Below are 21,788 nucleotides of genomic sequence, written 5' to 3' on the forward strand. Positions count from 1 at the left end.
CATTTTTGCTCGTAATTGACTTTTTGATGAAAACGATTATCATTACTTACGATTCTCATTATAAGCATGTTTCTATTCTCAGTCAACCTTCAATTGAGAATTGTTATCGTTTTATTCAAGAAACCATAAAAACCACGCTATAATAACGTAATTTTTGTAGTTTCTATTATTTCCGAGGTTGAATAGCTCTACATTTCCCATACATATAAAAAGGTAATTGAGAATAACATACTAATTCCTTCTCAATTACCTCATCAATTAAGCCATTTGTCGAACTCCTCTGAGCCATGCAACAACAATAAAAACTACTAAAACAAAACCGACATACCCCATTACAGCATATAACTTTGCTACAAGCGTCGTAAAACCAGCAAGGCTTGCTAAAAAACCCAAACCACCAATAAAGACAGCAGCTATTTTAAAACTAGGCCTGCTTGGTTTTAAAAATCTTACCATGAAAGAATAGAACATCCCCACTGCTGTATTATAAATCATCCCTAATAGAGAAATTGACATTAGTAGACCGACTAGAGGATGAATCTCATTTGCTAAGACTAGCATCGGTATATCTATACCAACGATTACATTCATTTTCGCAAGAAGGGAAAGGTTAATAAGCAAAATTAAAGCTCCTAGCAAAATCCCACCAATAACGCCTCCCATCCCTGCCACTTTCTCATTGCGGATAGATCCACACATAACAGTTAATAGCGAAAAACATACACCGATATTAAAAGACATATACAGTAAGGCCATAACCCACCAACTTTTAGAGCTTGGCTGTGCTTGCCGTGCAATAACAGCTTGTTCTACAAAAGTTAAATCCATCGTAGCTAATGAATAGACCGCAATGATCGATACAATTGTTAACAGATAAGGTGTGGCAATAGCAATAATGTTTATAATGCTTTTCATATTCATCATAACTGTCGCTATTGTAAGTACAATCATGCAAATACTCCCCAGCCAAACTGGCAGTCCAAACATTTGTTGAAAAGTAGCACCCGCTCCTGCAAACATGATTACTGCTACACCAAATAAGAAGAGCGACAGTAAACAATCCATCACAAAACCTACAGTATTGCCTGAAATTTGATAAATCAAATCCTTATGTGATTTCGTACGTAGCCTTGAGCTAATTTGTGCAATGCACATCCCTACTAAAGCAAATCCAATCGTAGCAATAAGTGCACCATAAATTCCATAAAAGCCATAGCTCGTAAAATATAGTACGATTTCCTGTCCTGATGCAAACCCCGCACCGACGATAATTCCTACATAGGCACCACCGATTTGCAAACTTTTTTTCAATCAGTTCTCTCCCCGTTTATCCTATTATTGGGATCATCATCAAAACGTGTGGTTGATTTCCGTTCCGACTGGGCGCTTTGTTGTTGCTGTCGTTGCACTTTCGCGCAGATAAACCATTTGCCGCTGTCGCTTCGCTTTCGCGCAGATAAACATTTGCCGCTGTCGCACAGAGCAAAGCTTCTTGGGGGCGTCCAATGAGTCGCTTGGGCCAACAGATGTTTTTTGCGCGAAAGCGTAGTGCTAACGAAGCGGCAGCAGAGGGTTTTGTTTGTGCGAAAGCGCAGCGACAGCAACAGCACCGATGTAGGTCACGAAGGCTTTATCACAGGACGTGATGGTTTTATCCTTCGTTCCTCTATCGCTTATCCCCAAGGAGTCACCCAGCCTCCACTCCAATCAACTAATTTACATAGTAGACATTTTTCCAAAAGTCATTTACAACATTTGGTGATGAACCTATTATTTATAGACCTTCTTACTGATTGTTAGCTTATCAATTACCTTCATATTAGGTGTGTATCCAATTCCGGCCGTTTGTGGCACATGAATATAACCATCTTCTACAATTACTTCAGGTGTAATGATATCCTCATACCAATAATGGCTAGAGCCGGCAGTATCTCCGGGCAATATAAAATTCGTGAGTGATGTTAATGCAATATTATGCGCTCGTCCGATTCCCGCCTCTAACATACCGCCACACCAAACAGGAATATTATTCGCTTCGCATAAATCATGAATTCTCCTAGCTTCTGTTAAACCGCCAACACGCCCTATTTTGATATTGATCACACCACAACTACCAAGCTCTATCGCTTTTCGAGCATCCTCATAGGAGGTGATGCTTTCATCTAAGCAAATAGGCGTTTTTAACTTTCTCTGCAGCTTAGCATGATCGACAATATCATCTACCGCTAATGGCTGTTCAATCATTAATAAATTAAATGCATCAAGTTGCTGCAATACATTCATATCATCCAATGTATAAGCCGAATTAGCATCTACCATTAATGGTAAATCTGGCATCTCAGCTCGAATAGCACGAATAACTTCTACATCGTGGCCAGGCTTAATTTTTACTTTTACTCGTTTATAGCCTTTATTTACATGACTTTTTAATAAATCAATTAATGCCTCTGTAGAAGATTGAATACCTACGCTCACGCCTACTTCTATTCGCTCCTTATCTCCACCTAACGCTTGAGCAAGTGATTGTTTTGTTTGCTGAGCATAAATATCCCATATAGCCCCTTCAATAGAGGCCTTCGCCATGCAATTACGACGAATAGTGGAAAACAATGTACTGACTTCATCTGGATGCCCAATCTCTTTATGTAACAAGATGGGTATCAAAAAGTCTTCAAGCATATGCCATGTTGTTTTTAATGTCTCTTCTGTATACCAAGGCGCTACAAAGGCAACAGCTTCTCCCCATCCTACATTCCCCGATTGATCTTTCGCTTCTATAAGTAAGAATTCTTTTTCATCAATTGTGCCAAAACTCGTTGAAAATGGTGCTTTCATAGGCATTTTTATATGTCGCACTGTAATCTGATCTAGTTTCACAAAAATTCACTCCTTATCCTTATTATAAAGCTAATAAGGAGCGTCTGACTAACAGATAGCTATGCACATATTCATCATGCTTCTTCATTCGAACTATCGCATAATTTTGGTCAAATAATGTCGTTAAAATAGTACGAACTTTATAACGCCAGTCCTCCGCAAGCTTAGGACTCTCTACTTTTATCTTTTGTAAAAATTGAGGAATAGGTAATAAATAGGCGTCCTTATAAAAGGATTGATCTCGCTGAAATTCACTATCAATATCGAGTACAGGTAAACCATCCACCGTCAAAGACCACGATACAATTCCTTCAGCTTCTTCTTCCAATTCGTCCAGGGAATCCTCCATCTGATCGCGTTCAATCCACCACTCTATTACAATACGATCTGAAGGTAGTCCCTCGTTAAAATCATCCTGGAGTGGACCATAATAATCATTTTCATACTGATAACTAAAAGCATTGAGCTTCAAAAATGATAAATTAGCCATCCGTGCTTCTAGCGGATCAAATAGCCATCGCACAAGTTGAAATCCATGTTCTTTTGCATATTCCTGCTGGGCATGCTTTAATAATTCACCTACACCTTGTTCACGATATGTTTTCTCCACCCCAATCATGTGTGAGTGTAAATACATCATCCCTTCACGGCAACCAACAAAACAATAATTAAAGCCAATTAGCTTTTCACCCAAATATGCCCCAAGCACAAGTCCACCATTTTGTACAACTGCTAACAATTGATGCAAGGGAATAGCCTGACTCCCCCAAATTTCCGCGTTCAAAGTTTGTACTTTCGCAATCTCTGTAGATGTCATTATTTTTTGTATGCGCACTCTTTTTAACATTATGCTGAACCCTCCTTTGTTTTCCCCGATGCCAGCGCTAACAATACTGCTCTTGTAAGGATCTCAACTCCTGTTACTAGCCTTGCCTGCTTAAATTTCATCTTTGGATGATGTAATCCTGGTGTTAACCCACAGCCTAAACCTAACATTGTAGATTTTAAATGCGGCCTTTGAACGGCATAATGATGAAAATCTTCCCCTCCTGGTGTACGTACTGGCTTTCTTAGTTTCGACAGCCCCACCGCTTGGACAATTGCCTGTTCCATAATATTTTGAGCAGTTAGGTCTACCTCAGCTGCTACTACATTTGCTACAGTACGTAATTCAATCTGTACCTTATACAAAAGCTTAGCGGAGTCAATGACTCGCTTTACTCCTTGGGCAAGGGCATCCATCACATCATTTTTTTGAGCGCGAATATCAATGGTGAACGATGCATTACCAGGAATAATATTGCCAGCGTCTCCTCCAGCTTGGAATTTTGTCATCTTAATTGATACTGGAACCATTGGATCTGTATGAATCGTTCTTAAATCCTCGATAATAGTCGCCCCTACCTCAATCGCATTTACGCCGAGATGCGGTCTTGCAGCATGGGCATCTTCTCCAATAATTTCTCCTTCGAGCAATCGAGAGGCTCCATGATACAACGCAGCACAATATGTACCATCTTCAAGCTCATGAACAGGTCTTACATGAACACCAAATAAAAAGTCTAAATCATCAATGATTCCTTCTTTTAAAACAGCTAAAGCACCTGTCCCTTTTTCTTCAGCAGGTTGAAAAATAACACGAATTGTACCGTTGAATGATGGAGCAAGCTCTTTCAAAAGTAATAGCGCACCAATTGCCATCGTCATATGACCATCATGCCCACAGGAGTGATTCGCCCGAAATTCGCCATCTACCTCCTGCCATAGCGCGTCAATGTCCGTACGCAAACCAACTTTAGGCTCACCATTTCCCACATCAACATAAAGCCCTGTAATGTTTTTAAAGCGCACCGGCGAAAAACCTTCACGTGTTAGTAAATCAAAAATATAATTTGTGGTTTCTACCTCATGCCAGCTTATTTCCGCATTCGCGTGTAAATACGTGAAAATCTCCATTAATCTCGGCCTCAAACGATCCAAAGCTTCCTTCACAGCGCCAACCCCCTGAATTTTCGTACTATTAAGATTATTATAACTAAAATAAAATCTTTTCTACAAACTTATACCCACATTCAGCAAATCTATTACACGATAAAATCAATCACTTTCAGATTGTGATAAATTGATCCCATCTATAAAGCTGGATTCATTTCCGTTCCGACTCAGCTCTATCGTAAAGCGTCCGATGAGCTGCTTGGAGCAACACGCGGGGTTTGCGCGAAAGCGTAGCGGCGGCGACAGATCGGGGTTGAGGCGAAGCGTAGCGGTAGCAAACAGATGGTGGTTGGGGCGAAGCGTAGCGGTGGCAACAGATGGCGGTTGGGGCGAAGCGTAGCGGCGGCAACAGATGGCGGTTGGGGCGAAGCGTAGCGGTGGCAACGGATGGTGGTTGGGGCGAAGCGTAGCGGTGGCAACGGATGGTGGTTGGGGCGAAAGCGTAGCGGTGGCAACGCGATGTTGGTCACGAAGGTATTATCACTGGACGTGATGCTTTATGATGTTCTATTTAATAGTTAATCCGTCACTTTGGCTCTTCTTTCCGTCGCTTCAATGGTTCTATCCGTCACCTTAGCTCTTCTTTCCGTCGCTCTGAGTTCTTTCCGTCACCTCGGCTTTTCTTTCCGTCGCTTCGATAGTTCTATCCGTCACCTCGGCTCTTCTTTCCGTCGCTCTGAGTTCTATCCGTCACCTTGGCTTTTCTTTCCGTCGCTTCGATAGTTCTATCCGTCACCTCAACTCTTCTTTCCGTCGCTCTGAGTTCTATCCGTCACCTTGGCTTTTCTTTCCGTCGCTTCGATGGTTCTATCCGTCACCTCAGCTCTTCTTTCCGTCGCTCTGAGTTCTATCCGTCACCTTGGCTTTTCTTTCCGTCGCTTCAATGGTTCTATCCGTCGCTTCAACTCTTCTTTCCGTCGCTCTGAGTTCTATCCGTCACTTTGGCTCTTCTTTCTGTCGCTCTGAGTTCTATCCGTCACCTCGGCTCTTCTTTCCGTCGCTTCAATGGTTCTATCCGTCACCTTGGCTTTTCTTCCCGTCGCTTCAATGGCTCTATCCGTCACCTTAGCTCTTCTTTCCGTCGCTCTGAGTTCTATCCGTCACCTTAGCTCTTCTTTCCGTCGCTTCAATGGTTCTATCCGTCACCTCGGCTCTTCTTTCCGTCGCTCTGAGTTCTATCCGTCACTTTGGCTCTTCTTTCCGTCGCTTCGATAGTTCTATCCGTCACCTTGGCTCTTCTTTCCGTCGCTCTGAGTTCTTTCCGTCGCTTCGATAGCTCTATCCGTCACTTTAGCTCTTCTATTCTCCACTCCAGCTCTTCTAAATGTTTCATGCCCCTTAATACAAAAAAGGTGCAAGTACAGTTATTTGAATAACTGTACTCACACCTTTTAATTAGTTAATACCTCGCATAGCTTTTGAAATGATAGGCGAAAGTAATAATATTATAATCCCTAAAACAATAGATAAGAAACCTAAGAAGCCGAAGTAAGTGAATTCGCTTACCGCTTCATAAACCTTAACAAGCTGTGCGTTAATAGCTTGCGCTGCGGCACTTGTTAAAAACCAAAGTGACATTGTTTGTGCAGCAAAAGCCTTTGGAGCCAATTTTGTAGTGGCTGATAACCCTACTGGAGATAATAATAGCTCCCCAACTACAACTAAGAAGAATGACAGTACTAACCACCATGGACTTACTAAAGTTTCTCCACCTGATAAATATGCTGGAATCATCATAACTAAGAATGATAATCCTGCGAAGAATAACGAAAATGCAAATTTACGAGGTGTAGATGGTTGTTTATCACCCAATTTTAACCATAACATTGCAAATAATGGCGCCAACGTAATGACGAATAATGGGTTTAATGATTGGAACCATGAAGATTGAAGCTGGAAGCCGCCAATATTCAACTGTGTACGTGAATCAGCATACGTAGCTAAAATTGTAGCGCCCTGCTCCTGGATTGCCCAAAACATCACTGCTGATAAAAACAACGGAATATATGCAAGTAGACGAGACTTCTCATCTTTTGTTGTTTTTTCACTGCGATACATAACAATAAAGAACACTGTTGGAATGATAATCCCAAGAGCTGTAATAATTAAACTAAAAACATCCACTGTCAATACACCAGTTTTAATGCCAATACCACCTACGATGATGATCAGTAAAGCAGCAATTGCGAATCGTGTAAAGACTTTTTTTCGCTCTTCAGGCTTTAATGGATTGTTTACTTGTAAGCCTGCTACACCTAGATATTTTTTCTCTGTTAATTTATATACAATTAAACCAATTAACATCCCTAACCCTGCTACACCGAAGCCAAGGTGGAAACTATACTTTTGTCCAATTGTTCCGACAATAAATGGTGCAATGAATGCTCCCATATTAATACCCATATAGAAAATTGAAAAACCTGCATCACGACGATTATCAGCTTCAGCATAAATATCTCCAACAACGCTAGAAACATTCGGTTTTAATAAGCCTGTCCCGATGACAATAAAGGCCATTGAAGCAAATAACATGCCCACACCACCAGGTAACGCTAGCAGTAAATGACCAATCATAATGAACACGCCACCATAGAAGATAGTTCTACGTGTACCTAACAGTCGATCGGCAATCCAGCCACCAATTATTCCCGACATGTAAACAAGTGAGCCGTAGATGGCCATAATGGAGTTCGCTGTTCCACGATCCAGACCTAGACCGCCTTCATTCAATTCATAATACATAAAGAAAATCAGAATTGCTCGCATACCGTAGTATGAGAATCGTTCCCAAAATTCTGTGAAAAATAATGTAAAGAGCCCTTTAGGGTGTCCGACAAAGCCATTTTGAGGGACGGATTTTACAATTTCATCTTTAGTAGACATAAAAATATCCTCTCCCAATTTCATTATTTAATAAAAATATTATTACCCATTGATAAGGATAAAAAACTTTGTTTTATCATACTAAAGTGTTTTAAAAACTTTTTCAAGAGTTTTAAAAAATGTTGAAAATTTATCACTTTTCTATAAATTCTGAACGTTTTTCCTGCAATTATACCAAAACCATTGATATTCCTAAGTTTCTTTACTCCTTGATACCCACTAAATTACAAACCTCACATAAAATTATTCTAAAATACATTATAGTCAGATTTTTCGTTATTTTAACAAACTAGCTAGGATTATCTAAAATTTCATGCACCGCGACATAAAACTGCTTTCACGACGACGCATTTTAACAAAAAAAGCATGCTAGAAGCGAAGTACCTCTGGCATACTTTTAGATCAATGATGTAGTTGATTATTTAATTACATATTGCTGATATTTTGCATAATCCGCTTCTTTTACCTCTAGTGTTAGTAACGTACCATTTTCTTCATATGCTGTTTCATAGACAGAGGCATGTTCATTTAAATAAGATACAATATTCCCCTGTTCATACGGAATAAGCATTTTACATGTTATATAATCAGAGAAAATATGCTGACGTATCATTTGCAGTAATTCCTCTAATCCAATCCCTTGCTTCGCTGAGATCCAAATATTATCACCGCTGACAACAGGGTATGGGACGTTTGCTATATCAGCTTTATTATATACATAAATTGTCGGAATCCCCTCAACACCGACCGCTTTAAGCGTTTCATTTGTTACTTCCATCATAAAGCCATGCTCAGAATTAGAAACATCCACAACATGTAGTAATAAGTCGGCATCACGAGCTTCTTCTAATGTTGAGCGGAACGCCTTTACTAGATGGTGTGGTAGTTTGCTGACGAAACCAACTGTATCTGTTAATAAGAATGTCTTTTTATCTGGCAATTCTATTTGACGGACAGATGTTTCAAGTGTGGCAAAAAGCATATCCTTTTCAAACACTTGTTTATGATCTTCTTGCCCTATCTTAGCAAGTAGCTGATTCATAATAGTTGACTTACCAGCATTCGTATAACCAACAATGGAAACGACAGGGATAGCGTTTTTGCGTCGTTGCTTACGCTGCGTCTCTCGTTGTTCCTTTACATGCTCTAGCTCCTTCTTAATTTTCGTAATCTGATCCTCAATTTTCCGACGGTCTAGTTCTAGTTTTGTCTCACCAGCACCACGGTTTTTAAAGCCACCACCTGTGCCACCACCTTGACGGCTGAGCGACGCATGCAAGCCGACTAATCGCGGTAGCATATATTGCAATTGAGCTAACTCGACCTGCATCTGTGCTTCACGTGTTTTAGCACGACGTCCAAAAATATCCAAAATCAACATTGTTCTATCAATAACCTTCGTTTCTAAATCACGCTCTAAATTACGGATTTGTGAAGGTGATAATTCATCATTAAAAATCACTAAATTCGCTTGTGCTTCATCATAAAAGTTTTTTATTTCTTCAATTTTACCAGTACCAACATAATGAGATGGCGTAATGCGCTCTAAATTTTGCGTGATAATGCCAGCAACTTCAACATTTAAAGCTTCAGCTAAATTTTTCAGCTCCTCCATTGAATAATCAAAATGCTCATCATTCCGTAAATTTACGCCAACCAAAATGGCTTTTTCCAATAAAATATCTACTTCTTTAATTCTATCCATCCACAAACCTCCCACTAATACCTTAGTACTACTACGACAAATTTTCTCCATCTTACCATATAATGCACAAATCCATGTCGTTTAAAAGCTAACTCTTGCTTTTACTAACGTTCATACCTAAAAATGCGCCCTCCTATGCAAAAGGCGCATTCTCATTCATTTACTACCGTTCTTCTTTTAGTAATACTTCAGTACGATTGAATTCGTCTTCAATATCCTTATTCGGTTTATAAGTTACAATACTGACAACTACCGCAACGATTAAGCACACTAAGAAACCTGGAACAATCTCATATAAAGCATCTGATAAAACGTCAATTTTCCCCCAGATGAAAGCTGTCGCAGCCCCTGCCACCATCCCACTGAGTGCTCCGTAATTCGTCAATTTTCTCCAATATAGTGACAGCAATATTACAGGACCAAATGCCGCACCGAAGCCTGCCCAAGCGAAGCCCACTAAATTTAAAATAGAACTGTCTGGATTCCATGCTAAAATCGCTGCGACAATAGCTACAACTAAAACAGCGACACGGCCAATAAAGACATAATGCTTATCGTCCGCTGTTTTATTAAACAACGCTTTGTAAATGTCTTCTACAAGCGCTGACGAAGTAACAATTAATTGTGATGAAATGGTACTCATTACTGCGGCTAATATAGCAGCTAGCATGATGCCTGCAATAAATGGATGGAATAATATTTGACCAAGCACAATAAATACTGTCTCAGCGTCCTTTAACTCACCTGCATTTTGCTCAAAATACGCCACACCTACCAATGCTGTGGCAAGTGCCCCGAATAGGCTTAACATCATCCAGCCAATACCGATACGACGAGCCTGCTTTGTTTCTTTTACTGAGCTAATGGCCATAAAGCGTACGATAATATGTGGTTGTCCAAAATAACCTAGTCCCCATGCAAGTGATGAAATAACGACTGCCGCTGTTACAGTGGATGGTAATAAGCTCAAATGTTCAGGATCCACCATTTTAATAGAGTCTATTGTGTCTCCAATTCCACCTGTTAAAAATAATCCGAATAACGGTACAGTAATAAGCGCTAAAAACATAATTAGACCTTGTAAAAAGTCTGTATAACTTACTGCTAAAAATCCTCCAAATAATGTATATGCCACAACAACCCCAGATACAATTAGTAAGCCTGTGTGATAGTCATATCCAAAGGAACTATCGAAAAATTTGCCTCCCGCTACCATTCCTGAAGAAACATAAAATGTAAAAAAGATTAAAATAATAATACCTGACGCAATTCTTATTAACTTTGTATTGTCACGTAAACGATTGTCTAAATAACTCGGAATGGTAATTGAGTCATTAGAAACTTGTGTATATACACGTAACCTTGGTGCTACCAATAACCAATTCAAATAAGCGCCAATTGTTAAACCAATGGCAATCCAAGCCTCAACAAGTCCATTTAAATAGATTGCACCTGGTAAACCCATTAACAACCAGCCAGACATATCTGCCGCACCTGCGCTCAACGCTGTGACAGCAGGACCTAGCGAACGCCCACCAAGCATGTAATCCGTTAAATTCGATGTTTTAATAAATGCATACCAACCGATCCCTAGCATAGCGACCATATAAATAATAATCGCAAGTAATTGATACATGTTTGCTGACATATTTCTCCCCCTCTTTCCCAGTTAGTCTTCTTTAGTAAAAACCTTATAATAAAAATACCATAAATATGGCTCAGCACCATAACGTGTAATTGATTTCCATTCCGACTGGGCGCTTTGTTGCTGACGCTACGTAGCGGCAGCAGCAGGATGTTGGTCACGAAGGCGTTATCACAGGACGTGATGCTCTTAGCCTTCGTTCCTTTATCGCTGATCCCCAAGGAGTCGCCCAGTCTCCATTCCAATCAACTTATACACAATACATATATCTTAACAAATGTCATCCACAACTTTGGGTGAAGATTAACAAATAGACAATTTAACCTATAATCATTCAGAAAACTAATTCCGAAATGTAAAGTAACATTGTACTGCATAAAATGTGATAAACTAGTGCCATCTATTACACGATAAAGAAGGCGAAATGTATGACATTTGAAGAAATGAAAGAACAGCTTATGGAGCTAATTTTACAACAGCAGCTCGTTACTGCTACAATCAGTCAACCCCGTATGAAATCAAACGAAGTAAAACGCATCAAACTAAAGCCTCTGTTGCTTAAGGATGTTTATCATATACAAATTGAATACCAATTTGAACGTATTTTAAAACACGAAAACATTCTATTAGAAGATTTCCCTGCGAAGCTAGAAGCCATTTTGAACGATTACCGTCAAGCACATATTGATTTTATGGATGAAAAAGTACATGTACAACTATCAAAAAAGAACAAAGTACTATGGAAATCTGATAAATCCTCGGCTCCAAAGCAAGTAAACTTAGCACATAATCGTAAGAAAAACTATTTACTAACTGAGGATAAGCCATACCCCTTTTTAATTCGTCTTGGGGTGCAAACAGAAGAAGGAAAAATAAAAAAACAAAAATACGATAAATTTAAACAAATTAACCGCTTCATCGAATTTATAGATGATGCATTAACATATTTACAAAAGGATCGTCAGGTTCGTATTTTAGATTTCGGCTCAGGTAAATCCTATTTAACATTCGCCCTATACCATTATTTAAAAGTTGAAAAAGGCCTAGATATCCGTGTCACTGGCTTAGATTTAAAGAAAGAAGTCATTGAAGAATGTTCACGAATTGCACAGGATTTAGGCTATGAGCAACTCGAATTTCAAGTAGGAGATATTAATGATTATAATGATGAGTCTGCTGTGGACATGGTGGTGACGCTTCACGCCTGTGATGTTGCTACAGATATGGCATTAGCTCGCGCTGTAAAATGGGGAGCGAGTGTTATTTTAAGTGTTCCTTGTTGCCAACATGAGCTAAATCGCCAACTTAACACACCAGCACTTGATATCATGCTTCAGCACGGCCTAGTACGGGAACGTTTCGCAGCGCTCGCAACCGACGCAATCCGAGCAGAAATTTTATCACTTGTTGGCTACGAGGCTCAATTACTGGAATTTATTGATATGGAAAATACACCGAAAAACATTCTCATCCGAGCATATCGTACAGGCAAAAAGCCAAGCTTAGAACAACGTGCTCACTATGATGCATTTTTAAAGTTACTAAATGCTACACCATTTTTAGCAAAAGAGTTACAAGAGTACTTGTAACCTATTCACGAATATTTGTGATCGAAGTGAGCGTATTTGTCTTCTTGCTGCTCGTATTTCTAAATTTTGTTCAATCAAATGGAAAGGGCAGTCCAAAACATCTGGACCGCCCTTTCAAATTATAGTTCTTGTCGTAACGCTTGGATTACGTCAATTTTAGTGGCCTTACGCGCTGGGCGATAGCCTGAAATCATCGCTACACCAATACTAATCGCTGATGCAATGATAACAAGCTGCCACGGAATTAATGAAAATATAATATCACTTTTACTAAAAGCATCTTCACCTGTTGCTGCTTCAAGAATTAAAGGCAATGCAGCATTTGCCACAAAGCTAATGACATACGAAATTGCTACAGCTATCAAAGTACCCACAATACCGATGAAGGTGCTTTCCATTAAGAACAATCGTTGAATAAGCTTCGGACTTGCCCCGATTGCCTTTAAAACACCGATTTCACGAGTACGCTCTGTAACTGCCATTGTCATAGTATTGAAAATACCAATTGATGCGATTAATACAGCAATTGTTCCTACAAATATTAAACCGATTTTTAACACTAGGAAAAATACATTCATTTGATCCAGTTCTTCAGTAACCGAGTATACGCTATAACCTTTATCTTTTAGTTTGTCTAATATCGGCTTAACATTTTCCATACTATCAGCAAAAATATTAAACTCCGAATAAAACATTTCATCCTCTTTAACATCACCTGCTACTAAATTTGCAGCTAGCACAGGCTTTTGCTCTACATCCACATAAATTGAGTTATTTATCATCCAATCATTAGAAGGCTTCTCCATCACACCGACAATTGTATATTTCATCTTCTCTGTCTCTTCTACAGTACCCGTATTAGGAACTAAAGACATTTCAATCTCTTTACCGATTAAAGATTCCTTATACCCTTCTTCATTGCCATCATAATACGTGCCTTCCACTTCAGCTTTTTTATTTTTTTCAACAATAATATTGCGCTCAGCATCATTTAATAATGTTTGAGCAAAATGATAACCTACAATGATTTCGTTTGGCTTTGATGGATACTTCCCTTCCGCAAGCTTGCCATTCACTTGCTCAAAATTCTGCATATTAGTAACGTACAAATTAGAGTTTGTATCACGTCCCTCAAAAAATGAGTGTGCTGACGCATTGACAGTAATCGTTTCGAGCACCGTTTCCACATGCTCTATACCTTTTATTTCATGTATTTCATCTTCAGTAAATTGTTTATCGCCAAACACTTGAATTTTCGTAACTTTTTCATTTGATAGTATTTCATTGCGTAATGAATCTTGAAGCCCAAATCCGACTGATGCAAGGACAATTAAAAATGCACAGCCCATTGTTGCTGCTAACACAGTCATAAAAACGCGTACTTTATTTTTCTTTATATGCTGTGTTACAAAATCTAATTGATCTTTAAATAACATGCTATACTTCCTCCTTCACAAGCTCACCATCGTACATACGGAAATGTCGATGTGCTATTGTCGCTACTTCCTCGTCGTGAGTAATAATGACAAATGTTAAACCAAGCTCACGGTTTAAACTTTGAATAAGCAACAATATATCTTGCTCTGTTTCTGAATCAAGACTTCCTGTCGGCTCATCCGCCAACAAAATAGGTGGATTTGTAATCAGAGCTCTGGCAATACTAACACGCTGTTGCTGACCACCCGATAATTCATTTGGATAATGGTCTGCCACCTCCGTTAGACCCACCTTGTCCATTATTTTTTTCACCTTTGCTTTACGCACAGCTTTCTTAGTACCCTGTAATTTTAATGGCAGTTCTATATTTTCAAACGCCGTTAAGCCAGGCATCAGTTGAAAGTTTTGAAAGATAAATCCGAACTGTTGCAAGCGAAAAGCTGCACTCTCTGCTTCCGTGAGATTAGCTATTTCCTTTCCGTTGATCTTAATAGAACCTTGTTCAGATTTCATAAATCCAGCTAACGTTTGTAATAAAGTTGATTTTCCAGAGCCACTTTTACCAACAATTGCGACAATTTCCCCTTTTTTCACCTCGAAGTTGACACCTTTTAATACCGGAACCTGTTTTTCCTTGCCTTTTTTTCCTATTAAAAATGTATGTTGTAAGTTCTCGACTTGAATCATTGTCAAATAAACGCCCCTTCCTCATGCTTTCTCCATTGTAGTCAAGAATTCTTAATAAAGTTGAAGGATAAAAATGAAGATATTCTTAAGAAAAAGGGAAAACTTTTAGCAAAGCGACACCTTTACATTTCCTTTACAATTCAACTGAAAATTTTTTCTGAAATATTATGTCCAGATAGTATAATTTGTGTATTAAACAGCAGGTATGAATCTTTAAAAACACTATTTTTAAAGTGTTTATCTGTATTAATAAAAACAAATACAGTGATACTTTTATTATTTTGTGAACAAATTGTATATTACAGGATTGTAAATTTTTTTGTAGAATCGAAGAATTTTATGTAGATAATTTAAAGATTTTGTTATGATAGTAAAGTTTAGAGGCCAATTTAATTATATCCAGGAGGATTCGATTTACATGCTTAACTCAAAAAAACAAGACCCTTTCTTTATAGCTTTGCATAAAATTGCTGAGAATATGAGAGAGGCCGTACATTACGCAAATGATTTTCGTATTAACAGTGTAGCTGACCTAAAAGAGATTAGCATTACTATGAAAAATTACGAAACAGCTGGTGATAAACTTATTCATGAACTGATCGTGATGCTAAACAAATCATTTATGACACCTATCGAACGCGAAGATATTCTCGAATTTGCTATTCGTATGGACGATGTATTAGATGGTACAGAGCATTGTATCGCTCATTTTGAAATGTTTTCCCTAACAGAAGTTGATGAATCAATGCGTATTTTCTTAGGCTATATTTCAAAAAGTGCTGACGAAATTGTTAAAGCAACAGAAGAGTTAAAGAAAAAGAATCTTATTGGCATGCGCCCACACGCAATTCTTATTAAAGACTACGAGCGTGAATGTGATGAAGTACAACGTTCATCTATTAAAAAATTATTTGTAAATGAAAAAGATCCAATTCGACTTATTAAATATAAAGATATATATGAGCAACTTGAAGATATCGCTGATCATTGCCAAAACGTTGCAAATACAATGGAAACAATTATCATGCGTAATGCGTAATTAGGAGATGGGCACTTACAATGAACACAATCATTATTCTAACCGTACTGGTCGTTATCTTTGCCCTAACATTTGACTTTATCAATGGCTTCCACGATACAGCAAATGCTATCGCAACTTCAGTTTCCACTAGAGCATTGAAACCTCGTGTAGCTATCCTGCTGGCTGCAACGATGAACTTTATCGGAGCGATTACCTTCGTCGGAGTTGCAAAGGCTCTAACAAAAGACATTGTAGATCCATTCGCTTTAAATGCCTTTCCAGGAGACACGACAGGCTCAGTCGTTATTTTAGCAGCATTAATTTCAGCTATTGTTTGGAACTTACTAACATGGTATTTCGGTATTCCATCAAGTTCTTCTCACACTCTGATTGGATCCATTGCTGGTGCAGCAGTTGCATCTTCCGGCTTCGGAGTTCTAAACTATAGCGGTTTTACTAAAATCATTATGGCACTAGTGCTATCTCCAATCCTTGCGATTTGCGCTGGCTTTATTATGATGACACTATTTAAATTATTGTTTAAAAACTTGAATTTATATCGTACGAACAAAGGTTTCCGTACAATGCAAATTTTCACTGCTGCCATTCAATCTTTTACACATGGTACAAACGATGCACAAAAAGCAATGGGAATTATGACGATGGCATTAATCGCCGCTGGTTTGCATACAGGAGATGAAATTCCTTTTTGGGTACGAGCATCAGCAGCAACTGCAATGGGGCTTGGTACCTCTATCGGTGGCTATAAGATTATTAAAACAGTCGGCGGTAAAATCATGAAAATCCGTCCTGTAAATGGGGTAGCAGCAGATTTAGCTTCTGCTTCAGTTATCTTTGGTGCTACATTAATTCACCTGCCAGTATCCACAACACACGTTATTTCTTCCTCTATCATGGGTGTCGGCTCGGCACAACGTGTTCGTGGTGTAAACTGGGGAATGGCACGTAAAATCGTAACTACTTGGATTATTACAATGCCAATTTCAGCCGTTATGGCAGCTGTTATTTACTTCTTGTTAGCTTTATTCTTTTAACTTCTTTCCTGAAAGAAGTTAAAGCCGATTCCGGACGAAATTATGCCAAGGCATAATTGATTTTGATCGCATACTAAGACTCCTGTTCCTTATCGGACAGGAGTTTTTACATTATCACACGACAAAATGTGACACATCCTTTACACTATTTATAAGGAGGATCGTACACTACTATGAAAACTTTTTCAGCCTTTATTACAGCTCACGCAAAAGCTATCGTGGCAATATGGTTCGTCATTTTTATAGCGATGGCTATGTTTGCCATACAACTTCCAAGCAAGCTTCAAGGAGACGGCTTTTTTGTTGAAGGAGATCATACCTACGTCACAAATGAGCTGGCAGAAACATTTGATTTGCCTTCTGATACAATCTTAGTCGTATTTGATCCGGCCGAGGATAAGAAAATTCAAGATACTTTAAAAAAGTTAGAAAAAGTAAAGGAGATTCATTCAATCCAGTCACCGCTTGATGATCCTTCTTTACAAAAGAATGGTATAGCCTATGCAATGGTTCATATTAAAAATGATGTTGACAATCTACCTGATGTAGTGAAGGACATCCGTTCTTTAATAGAGGATGACGGAGTGAGCATTACAGGTGGGCCTGTTATTTCAGAGGACATTAATACAGCCAGTCAAAAGGATTTGGCGTCAGCGGAAGCAATTGGCTTACCAATCGCCATCATAGTGCTATTACTAGCTTTTGGTACTGTTGTAGCCTCAATCTTACCGATCATTATTGGTGTTGTCACTGTTGTAACTGCGTTCGGAATTTTAACACTGCTTAGCGGTAATGTGAATTTATCGATTTTTGTGTTAAATATAGTACCTATGCTTGGACTAGCATTAAGCATTGATTTCGCCTTATTGTTTATTAACCGATATCGCGAAGAACGTGCCCATACATCCATTGTACAAGCTATTCAAACCGCTATACAGACAGCTGGCCGTTCTATCATCTTTTCTGCTGTTTGCGTCATGATCGGTTTAGGTGCCATGATTGTCATTGACGTCGAAATATTTCACAATATCGCTTTAGGAGGCACCATTGTTGTATTACTTGCCGTACTTTCTGGCTTAACCTTGCTTCCTGCTACTATGACACTATTAGGGGACCGCCTAAATAAATGGCGATTATTACGTGTAAAGCCTGGTGGCGCAAATCGTTGGCGTGGCTTTGCAGGTTTTGTTATGAAACATCCAGTGACCATCGTTATTGTAGCATTATTATTACTAGGTATTGGTATGATTCCATTGAAGGATATTAAACTTACCATTCCTCAGGTGGATTCATTACCAACAAAATATGAGGCACGTGCAGCGTATGATAAATTAGATGAAACGTTCGGACTTGGTGATACCTCAACTTTATATTTACTAGCAGAACGTAAGGAAGGCTGGGAAGATAGTGAGGCCCGAGAGCTTATTTACACTATTCAAGAAAAGCTACTCGATGACCCACTGGTAAATGATGTCGCAACCATTTATACGACTGCGAACATTAAGTCACCCGAGGAACTAACTGCTTCTTTGGAAATTCCACAAGTGGCAGAACAATTAAAACCAATTCAAGATACGTTTTCTAAGGGCAATCAACTCTTTATCCCAATTACATTGGATGCAGCTGGTTCATCAACTACCGCTCAAAAATTCGCTCGAACTTGGAAAGATCAAGATTTAGGTGTCAATTTTGCACTCGGCGGTCCTGCGAAATTCAACCAAGAAATTTTTGATGAAATCTCTAGTAAAATTCTCTTGGCCGTATCCATTATTATCATATCAACATTCTTTATTTTAATGCTCGCTTTCCGTTCGATTTTAATCCCACTGAAAGCGATTATTATGAATATCATTGGACTTTCATCAGCCTTCGGTATTCTCGTCTATATTTTCCAATACGGACATTTGGGAATTGAAGCTGGAACGATTGTACTCATAATTCCAGTCATTGTATTTTGTCTTGTATTCGGCTTAAGTATGGACTATGAAGTCTTTTTAATATCACGTATTCAAGAGGAATATCAAAAAGGTGCGGATAATACACGCGCTACGATTGAGGGTCTAACCTCTACAAGTCGTATCATTACGTCAGCAGCGCTTATTATGATTGTCATAACAGGGGCATTCGCTTTCACAGATGTGATGCCAGTGAAGCAAATTGGTGTTGGTATAGCCATTGCAGTCGCCATCGATGCAACTATTATTCGTCTAATGCTCGTACCAAGTCTTATGAAGCTCCTCGGGGATTGGAATTGGTGGCTACCCTTTGCGAAGAAACAGAATAGATAGAGATCAATTATAGCTTGGCATAATTACGTCCGAAGTCGACTGAAAGAAGTAAAAAAATCCGCAACCTTCCGTGAGCTCTCCCTCACTCAAAGGTTGCGGATTTGTCTTATTTTGAATAAATACGGTCGTACCATTCTTTTGCTGCTTCTACCTCAGGCATCGTTAGCTGATGACCATAATGAAACCATTTCGTCGTCACCTCTGCCCCTGCTGCCGTTAAAAGCGCCTGTAAGTCTTCCGATTCCTGTGCAGAACACATTGGATCATTCGTTCCAGCACCAATAAAAACAGGGATTGAAGAAAGTACAGGCAACTCAATACCACGTCTAGGCACCATTGGATGATGCAGTATTGCGCCTGTTAGAGCATCCTCAAAATGGAATAATAGGCTAGCAGCAATATTTGCACCATTTGAATAGCCAATAGCTACAACTCGATTACGATCAAAGCCATACTGCTGCGCTGCCTCTAATAGAAAGTCATTTAATTCCTTCGTACGGAAAATTAAATCCTCTAGATCAAAAACACCCTCCGCCAATCGACGGAAAAAGCGTGGCATGCCATTTTCAAGCACATTTCCACGCACACTTAAAATGCTTGCTGTATCATCAATTTCCTTTGCAAGACCAATTAAGCTTTGTTCATTTCCACCTGTACCATGTAACAGTAAAAGAATCGGCTTTGTCTCATCTGTTCCTTTATGAAAAACGTGCTGCATTGACAGTCCACCTCTCGATTATCTTGAATTCGAGATAATTGTAGCCTGTGGCAAAATTAAATTCAAGCTCTTGGACTTATTAATTTCTCGATTTTCACGATTTGGCTGTTCCACATTGTTTTTATAAAAGTTTTTTATCGAAAATACTGAAATTAAACATACAGCTATAACAGAAACAATCACTATTCCCACTATTTTTTTCCCATTCATTTGTTATGATCCCCCGGGTTACTTATTTCTTTTTACGAAAGCCCTCTTCTAGTAAATATTCTTTCGCAGCATCATGTGTACCAAAGGCTTCCTCTAAATTTTCGCCATGATAAACATTCCATGAACGTTGCTCAAAGGCTAGCTTTAATTGAACACCTTCACGACTTTGCCATATCTCTTCAATTGGCTCTTGCTCTTCTTCTTCCGATAAATATTGAATGGCATCTTCAATAATCTCACGAAGCTGTTGTTCATTGTAGTCACGAATATTTACGAGCCCTTTATCGTTTGCTTCTTCCTCATAGCGCAATAAATCACCAACAAAGACAAAGCCGTTGCCATTTGGATGTAGCTTTTCTACAACAATGGTCTTCTCATAAAGGCTATCCATCAAGTGATAATTTAAGCGTTTTAATGAAATCTCCTTCTTTGTAAGTTCAGGAAATGACTCAATAATAGTTTGTTTTTGTTCAAATGTTAGCATATAAAAATGCTCCTTTTCTATTCAATCTACCTTACAGTATAACTTATTTTTCCTGTTAGTTTGAAGTAAAATAAGCAGTTCTAAAAGTGAAAATAGTGGCTTCTTGTCCATAGTGTGTGGTTGATTTCCGTTCCAACAGGGCGCTTTCCTGGGGGCGTCCGATGAGCCGCTTCGCTTCGCTGCAGGGTCTCATCTGTGACGCTGATCCCCAAGGAGTCGCCCTGTTTCCACTCCAATCAACTTATATACATGAGATTTGTTTTTTAAAAAATTTTATTCTCAATTTTTAATAATGAGGCAAAAATAGTATTTTTATGCGGGAAGATACTAATTATTTTCTGATATAAAGATAAAAATCCGCGTATGCCTCTGCGGGGAAAGCCAGAGAACGAGACCAGACCCACCATGGAGTTAGCGAAACTATGTTGTGCGACGAAGCGTGATTAGACGCAGCGTCAGGAGCACAGCACTTTGGCTCGTACCTTGCCCGCAGGAGGCGAAGCGGATTTTACCATTTACAATTATGCTAGAACTCTTATGAAGTGCTTTCTCAGACATCCTCCACAATTCATAACTTTTTATTAAACATTTTTTCTTTTACAAACTGAATAACATGCGCAACGTATAGTTCTCGATAAGGGACAAATTGTGCAATACTAACTGGGCGCACAATTTTCACTCGTTTACCATCAGGGAAATATTCATAGCCTTCAATATTAAGAGTAGCTGTTCCGCCTAAAAAGAATGCCTCTGCCTCATCAAGCTTTGCTCTAACGACCCCTGATACTTCTTCATATTGAAGTTCAAACGAATCCCAATCATGTTTGAATGGATATGTAAAAACATGACAAAATTCATTGTCGATCATATTTTCCGAAACGATACTACAAGACGTCATGCCCATTTTAACAACCTCGTGAACGTGAATATCAAGTCCTAGCTCTTCCTTCACTTCACGTATTCCTGATTCTACTGTCTCGGCGGCTAACAGATGCCCTGCCGCTGTAATATCAAGTAAACCAGGGTAGTCCTTTTTTTGTGCACTACGGATTTGGAAATAAATATAGTCCTCATTGACAAGCCAACAGTGGAATGTTTCATGCCACAGCCCTTTTTCATGTACTTCTGCTCTTGTTGCTGTCCCAATCTGTTCATGCTGCTCATTAAAAACTTTCACAATTTCCTGTTCCATTT

The 21,788-nt window shown here is 39.0% G+C and carries 18 protein-coding genes; 4 read left to right on the top strand and 14 right to left on the bottom strand.

Annotation, left to right across the window (positions count from 1 at the left end; all coding sequences use genetic code 11):
• Positions 1-258 precede the first annotated feature (258 nt).
• The 9 genes from BFJ97_RS12110 to putP all read right to left on the bottom strand — a co-directional run bounded on the left by BFJ97_RS12110 (position 259) and on the right by putP (position 11,108).
• Positions 259-1,311 (bottom strand): YkvI family membrane protein, encoded by a 1,053-nt coding sequence (locus tag BFJ97_RS12110; RefSeq protein WP_068984917.1) that lies wholly within the window; start codon positions 1,309-1,311, stop codon positions 259-261.
• Positions 1,312-1,350: 39 nt separating this feature from the next.
• A complete protein-coding gene (locus BFJ97_RS25450; RefSeq protein ID WP_302621794.1) occupies positions 1,351-1,479 on the bottom strand; it encodes a hypothetical protein in 129 nt (42 codons plus the stop codon).
• Between the two features lie 291 nt (positions 1,480-1,770).
• Entirely contained in the window at positions 1,771-2,877 is a 1,107-nt protein-coding gene (gene menC / locus BFJ97_RS12115; protein WP_068984918.1) for an o-succinylbenzoate synthase, read from the bottom strand.
• 22 nt (positions 2,878-2,899) lie between these two features.
• A complete protein-coding gene (locus BFJ97_RS12120) occupies positions 2,900-3,724 on the bottom strand; it encodes a GNAT family N-acetyltransferase (protein WP_068984919.1) in 825 nt (274 codons plus the stop codon).
• Positions 3,724-4,869 (bottom strand): M20 peptidase aminoacylase family protein, encoded by a 1,146-nt coding sequence (locus tag BFJ97_RS12125; RefSeq protein ID WP_068984920.1) that lies wholly within the window; start codon positions 4,867-4,869, stop codon positions 3,724-3,726. The genes BFJ97_RS12120 and BFJ97_RS12125 overlap by 1 nt, the downstream gene beginning before the upstream one ends.
• A gap of 932 nt (positions 4,870-5,801) precedes the next feature.
• On the bottom strand, positions 5,802-5,936 hold the full coding sequence (locus tag BFJ97_RS25455; RefSeq protein WP_302621795.1) for a hypothetical protein: 135 nt from the start codon (positions 5,934-5,936) through the stop codon (positions 5,802-5,804).
• 331 nt (positions 5,937-6,267) lie between these two features.
• Positions 6,268-7,755: a peptide MFS transporter gene (locus tag BFJ97_RS12130; protein WP_068984921.1), complete on the bottom strand. Its 1,488-nt coding sequence runs from the start codon at positions 7,753-7,755 to the stop codon at positions 6,268-6,270.
• A 418-nt stretch (positions 7,756-8,173) separates the two neighbouring features.
• Complete coding sequence (gene hflX / locus BFJ97_RS12135; protein ID WP_068984922.1) at positions 8,174-9,460, bottom strand: GTPase HflX; 1,287 nt, start codon at positions 9,458-9,460, stop codon at positions 8,174-8,176.
• Between the two features lie 163 nt (positions 9,461-9,623).
• A complete protein-coding gene (gene putP / locus BFJ97_RS12140; protein ID WP_068984923.1) occupies positions 9,624-11,108 on the bottom strand; it encodes a sodium/proline symporter PutP in 1,485 nt (494 codons plus the stop codon).
• Between the two features lie 425 nt (positions 11,109-11,533).
• On the opposite strand from putP, the gene BFJ97_RS12145 reads away from it, so the two are divergent.
• Positions 11,534-12,694: a class I SAM-dependent methyltransferase gene (locus BFJ97_RS12145; protein ID WP_068984924.1), complete on the top strand. Its 1,161-nt coding sequence runs from the start codon at positions 11,534-11,536 to the stop codon at positions 12,692-12,694.
• 119 nt (positions 12,695-12,813) lie between these two features.
• On the opposite strand, the gene BFJ97_RS12150 is transcribed toward BFJ97_RS12145, so the two are convergent.
• A complete protein-coding gene (locus BFJ97_RS12150; RefSeq protein ID WP_068984925.1) occupies positions 12,814-14,130 on the bottom strand; it encodes an ABC transporter permease in 1,317 nt (438 codons plus the stop codon).
• Between the two features lies 1 nt (position 14,131).
• Positions 14,132-14,818 (bottom strand): ABC transporter ATP-binding protein, encoded by a 687-nt coding sequence (locus tag BFJ97_RS12155; protein WP_068985091.1) that lies wholly within the window; start codon positions 14,816-14,818, stop codon positions 14,132-14,134.
• A gap of 418 nt (positions 14,819-15,236) precedes the next feature.
• Between BFJ97_RS12155 and BFJ97_RS12160 the strand changes: the two genes are divergently transcribed.
• The 3 genes from BFJ97_RS12160 (at position 15,237) to BFJ97_RS12170 (ending at position 19,182) form a co-directional block, all read left to right on the top strand.
• The gene (locus tag BFJ97_RS12160) at positions 15,237-15,857 is read left to right on the top strand and encodes a DUF47 domain-containing protein (protein WP_068984926.1); all 621 of its coding nucleotides are present in this window, start codon (positions 15,237-15,239) and stop codon (positions 15,855-15,857) included.
• Positions 15,858-15,877: 20 nt separating this feature from the next.
• A complete protein-coding gene (locus BFJ97_RS12165) occupies positions 15,878-16,894 on the top strand; it encodes an inorganic phosphate transporter (RefSeq protein ID WP_068984927.1) in 1,017 nt (338 codons plus the stop codon).
• 173 nt (positions 16,895-17,067) lie between these two features.
• Positions 17,068-19,182: an MMPL family transporter gene (locus BFJ97_RS12170; RefSeq protein WP_068984928.1), complete on the top strand. Its 2,115-nt coding sequence runs from the start codon at positions 17,068-17,070 to the stop codon at positions 19,180-19,182.
• Positions 19,183-19,288: 106 nt separating this feature from the next.
• On the opposite strand, the gene BFJ97_RS12175 is transcribed toward BFJ97_RS12170, so the two are convergent.
• The 3 genes from BFJ97_RS12175 to BFJ97_RS12190 form a co-directional block, all read right to left on the bottom strand.
• Positions 19,289-19,900, bottom strand: coding sequence for an alpha/beta hydrolase (locus BFJ97_RS12175; RefSeq protein ID WP_068984929.1), 612 nt, complete (start codon positions 19,898-19,900; stop codon positions 19,289-19,291).
• A gap of 232 nt (positions 19,901-20,132) precedes the next feature.
• Positions 20,133-20,594, bottom strand: coding sequence for a hypothetical protein (locus BFJ97_RS12185; protein WP_068984931.1), 462 nt, complete (start codon positions 20,592-20,594; stop codon positions 20,133-20,135).
• 568 nt (positions 20,595-21,162) lie between these two features.
• Positions 21,163-21,786, bottom strand: a complete 624-nt coding sequence (locus BFJ97_RS12190) for an NUDIX hydrolase (RefSeq protein WP_068984932.1) — start codon at positions 21,784-21,786, stop codon at positions 21,163-21,165.
• Positions 21,787-21,788: the final 2 nt, after the last annotated feature.

Source organism: Lysinibacillus xylanilyticus (assembly GCF_001708185.1).
Classification (GTDB): domain Bacteria; phylum Bacillota; class Bacilli; order Bacillales_A; family Planococcaceae; genus Lysinibacillus; species Lysinibacillus xylanilyticus_A.